The organism is Streptomyces sp. 8L (assembly GCF_020176795.1).
Classification (GTDB): Bacteria; Actinomycetota; Actinomycetes; order Streptomycetales; family Streptomycetaceae; genus Streptomyces.
On the sequence record NZ_JAIUKE010000713.1, the window covers coordinates 1 to 4,017 of the forward strand.

A 4,017-nucleotide genomic window follows, 5' to 3' on the forward strand; every position below is an offset into this window, starting at 1 on the left:
CCCCGAGGGAGCCCCGCGGCCCCAGCAGACGCGGCGCGCGCCGGAGGCCGACGCCCCGAGCGCCCCGCCCGCGCGCCCACCGGTCGCGCTGGAGGACGACATTCCGGAGGAGGACGACCCGGATCTGGTCGACTCCGCGCTCTCCGGCCACGACCTCATCGTCCGCGAACTCGGCGCGACCGTGGTCGAGGAGTACAACAACGAGTAGTCCAGGGAGTACGGGGGAGTACAACAACGAGTGCGTGAGCGGCGGGTGGCAGTGAGTGGCGGCGGCGCGATGAGCGGCCACACGCGGACGGGGCGGGGCGAGGGAGGCCGTGCCCGTGGGACGGGCCGGGGCCGCCGTGCGCCCGCCGGATAGGCTGCCTTCCGTGAAGGTCCTTGTCATCGGCGGCGGCGCCCGCGAACACGCCTTGTGCCGCGCTCTCTCCCTCGACCCCGACGTGACCGCTCTCCACTGTGCGCCCGGCAACGCCGGCATCGCCGAGGTGGCCGAGCTGCACCGGGTCGACGCCCTCGACGGCGCGGCCGTGGCCCGCCTCGCGACCGAGCTGGAGGCCGGGCTCGTCGTCGTGGGCCCGGAGGCCCCGCTGGTGGCGGGTGTCGCCGACGCGGTGCGTGCGGCGGGCATCCCCTGCTTCGGCCCGAGCCGCGAGGCCGCCGAGCTGGAGGGGTCGAAGGCGTTCGCGAAGGCGGTGATGGCCGCGGCCAACGTCCCGACCGCCCGCAGCTACGTGTGCACCACCCCGGAGGAGATCGACGCCGCGCTCGACGCCTTCGGTGCCCCGTACGTCGTCAAGGACGACGGTCTGGCGGCCGGCAAGGGCGTCGTCGTCACCGACGACATCGCCGCCGCCCGCGACCACGCGCGCGCCTGTGGACGCGTCGTCATCGAGGAGTTCCTCGACGGTCCCGAGGTCTCCCTCTTCGCGATCACCGACGGCACGACGGTCCTGCCGCTCCAGCCCGCGCAGGACTTCAAGCGCGCTCTCGACGGCGACGAGGGCCCCAACACCGGTGGCATGGGCGCCTATTCGCCGCTGCCGTGGGCCGATCCGAAGCTCGTGGACGAGGTCATGGAGTCCGTACTCCAGCCGACCGTGGACGAACTGCGGCGGCGCGGAACCCCGTTCGCCGGCCTGCTGTACGCGGGGCTCGCCATCACCTCGCGCGGTGTGCGGGTCATCGAGTTCAACGCCCGCTTCGGCGACCCCGAGACACAGGTGGTGCTGGCCCGGCTCAAGACGCCGCTCGCGGGTGTCCTGCTGGCCGCCGCCGAGGGCGAACTGGCCGGGCTGCCGCCGCTCAACTGGCGTGACGACGCGGCCGTCACGGTCGTCGTCGCCTCCCACAACTACCCTGGTACGCCGCGCACCGGCGACCCGATCGAAGGCCTCGCGGACGTCGTGGAACAGGACGCCCCGCACGCGTACGTCCTGCACGCGGGTACCAGCCTCGACGGCGGGCGCGTGCTGAGCGCGGGCGGCCGTGTGCTGTCCGTGACCGCGACCGGCAAGCACCTCGCCCAGGCGCGGGAGAGGGCGTACGCGGCGATCGGCCGTATCCGCCTCGACGGCTCGCAGCACCGTACGGACATCGCGCGGCGCGCGGCCGAGGGCTGAGCACGGGCAGGGCCACGCGAGGCGTCCGGACCCGTGCGGGTTCGGGCCCCCCCCGCGGTTGCGGGTGTTGGGCGCTTGCCGGTGCGGTCCGGTGCGGTGCGGTGCGGGCCCGGGAGCGGGTCGGGCCGGGTCTGGCTACGGTCCGGGTCCGGTATGGCCTTGGACGCGTTCGGCGCCCGACTGGTCTCTCCGTGGATCTCTCCGTGGGCCTGCCGTTTGTCGTATCGAGCTGTTTGTCGTATCGCGGAACCGCTCGCCGCCAATATGCCAGCACCTTTGCCCAAAGCCATTCCATCGAGTGACGGCTGAGCCAACCGTGTGACGGTCGCCCATGCCCCAACTAGGGTGCGGCGCAGGCATTCCGGCACTTGGCCCACCGGCATTGCGATGTCAGTGGCGGGTGCCACAGTGGGGGAATGAGCAACCGCCACGGGGCAGAGGGGGTGAGGTCCGACCGTGTCCAGTTCCAGCACCAATGACTCCGGTGCCGCCATCGGTGACGAGGCGGGAGCCCGGTTCGCCCGGGCCCGTGCCCTCGCCGTGCTGCGCGTCCGCGGCAGGGCGCTGGCCGTGGCTCTGCTGCCCGCGGCGGTGGCGGTCGTCCTGCTGGTCGCCGCGGGCACGGGGCGGCTGACGGGAACCGGCTGGGACGTCGTCCGATGGGCGGTGTCGGCGTTCGCGGTGGTCGTCCTGCTGACGGCCGGCGCCGTCGCGGCCGTCGTCACGCGGGCCGCACCGGCCTTGAGTCCGACGGTCGCCGTGGCGGAGAAGTCCGCACCGGATCTGTACCGGCTGGTCAGGGACCTGGCGGAGCGGCTCGGAGTGCCGGCGCCGTCCGCGATAGCCCTGACCCCGGACTGCGACAGCTGGCTGGAGGACCGTACGCACCGCTCCCACGCCACCAGCCAGGCCGGCCGGGGCGCGGGCGGCAGCAGCCTGATGAGCCGTGCTCGCCGTCCGGGGGCAGCCGCCCCCGTCGCCCCTGTTCTCGTGGTGGGCTCGCCGTTCCTGTGGTGGATGCGGATCGCCGAGCTGCGCGCTGTGCTCGCGCCGGTCGTGGCCGGTACGGGGCCTGCCGCCCATCCCGACATAGCTGCGGCGCGCAGGTTCGTGCGTGGGCTGGACGCGGCGGTCGCGGTGGGGAGCCGTCCCGGCGTCGGACCGCTGCGCGGAGCGGCGCTCGGCCCGGTCTGCCGGATCGCCCGGCTCCTGCTCCGGGCCTGCGGCGAGCATGCCTCCTTGATGGAGCGCGGTGTCGCGGCCGCCGCGTCCGAGCGTGCACAGGCTGTGGATTACGGGCTGCGCATCGTCGCCCAGGAGCAGGTCGGCCTCGCCTACGCGGGCTGGGACCGGCTGCTGACCAGGGTCGCTCTGCCGGCTTGGCGCATGGGCAGGTGGCCCGCGCGACTGGACGCGGGCGTCGTCTCCGCGCTCACGGAGCTGTCGCGGCGCGACCGCCTGGCTGAGGGCTTCTCCTCGCGGCTCGGCGAGCGCCCGGCGTGCGACCTCCTTGAGGAGCCGGGGACGATGGACGAGGCCGCCTCCCTGCTGGCCGCCCGCCTCTTCCACGGCGGTCCCGCCGAGGCCGGGCCGGACTGGTCCCCGGTCGACTGGCAGCAGTATCCGGAAGAGGTCGTCGACCGGAAGTGGCGTACGGAGGCGGCCCGGCTGCACCGCGTCCTGGACGAGATGGGCGTACGTCGCACGGGCGGTGGAGAAGGAGGGCCGGCGGGTCCGACGCTCACCCGGGTCCTCGACCACCTCTCCCGCCGCGCGCCCCGGGACCCTACCGACGCCTACGGCGAGGCGCGTGCCCTGTCCGGTGCGACGCGCGGCGCGCGTACGACCCGTGCGTCCGTTCCCGCGTCCGTCCCCGCAGAGGCGGGGGAGCGCGTGAGCGGACAGCACCCGGGCGGGCAGCCGCGCGCCACGCGTGTCGGCGGCAGGAGTACGGCCACCGCGGCGGACGTGGAAGCGCTCCTGGGCGACCCGTCCGACGACACGCTCCCCGTCGTGCCTCGCGGCCTCGAAGCACTCGAAGCGACGTCCCGCGACGCGACCACCGATCCCGATGCGACGCACGCGGCTCCCCGAGAGGCCCGAGAGGCCCGAGAGGCCCGTGAGGCCCGTGAGGCCCGTGAGGCCCGTGAGGCGGCAGCTCCAAACGCGGCGCCCCGTGACGCGGCAGCCTCGGACGCGCCGCATCGTGACGCGGCAGCCGAAGACGCGACCGGCCGGCAGATCCCCGTCGCGCACCCCCCGGTCGCCACCCGCGCCGACGGCCGGATCGCCACCCGCGCCGACGGCCGGATCGCCACCCGCGCCGACGGCCGGATCGACGCCCCCACCGGAAGCCCCGCCGACGGCCGGGCCGCGCATACCCCGAGCGCAGACG

3 protein-coding genes are annotated in these 4,017 nt (G+C 74.9%); all 3 read left to right on the forward strand.

Translation table 11 applies throughout. The features are described 5' to 3' along the window. The coding region (locus tag LCE31_RS37630) for a hypothetical protein (protein WP_225022607.1) at positions 1 to 208 on the forward strand (208 nt) is incomplete at its 5' end. 163 nt (positions 209 to 371) lie between these two features. Further along, the gene (purD, locus tag LCE31_RS37635; protein WP_225022609.1) at positions 372 to 1,622 is read left to right on the forward strand and encodes a phosphoribosylamine--glycine ligase; all 1,251 of its coding nucleotides are present in this window, start codon (positions 372 to 374) and stop codon (positions 1,620 to 1,622) included. A gap of 456 nt (positions 1,623 to 2,078) precedes the next feature. Next, positions 2,079 to 4,017, forward strand: a 1,939-nt coding sequence (locus LCE31_RS37640; RefSeq protein WP_225022612.1) for a hypothetical protein, incomplete at its 3' end; no start/stop codon positions are given.